Source organism: Morganella sp. Je.2.23 (genome assembly GCF_051129855.1).
GTDB classification, from domain to species: Bacteria; Pseudomonadota; Gammaproteobacteria; order Enterobacterales; family Enterobacteriaceae; genus Morganella; species Morganella sibonii.
The window spans coordinates 1-255 of the sequence record NZ_JBCPSQ010000052.1 but is presented as its reverse complement, the minus strand read 5'-3'; the positions used below and the strand labels follow the sequence as shown (position 1 = coordinate 255).

Here is a 255-nt window from a genome sequence, read left to right as displayed (position 1 = left end):
GACTGACCACCCGCGGCATTGCCCAGCAGGGTGTTTCGCTGCTGTATGATGTCAGAACCGATGTGGATATTAACGGCAAGCTGGTGACCGCCACTATTCTCGGCAATAACAAACCGGTTGACCCAGTTGACCCGGAAACCCCGGCAGCCCGCGTGAACCCGCAGCTGAAAGCCCTGTCCGAGGGGCATCTGGCCTCGGCCATGATGCTGACCCGCGGGGGCGATACCTTGGCATACAATACCGTGCACACCATCC

1 protein-coding gene is annotated in these 255 nt (G+C 60.0%); it reads left to right on the top strand.

The window, feature by feature from the left end:
* Positions 1-255 (top strand): hypothetical protein (locus AAZR23_RS20810; RefSeq protein ID WP_434694510.1); only part of this gene is annotated, 255 nt, incomplete at both ends.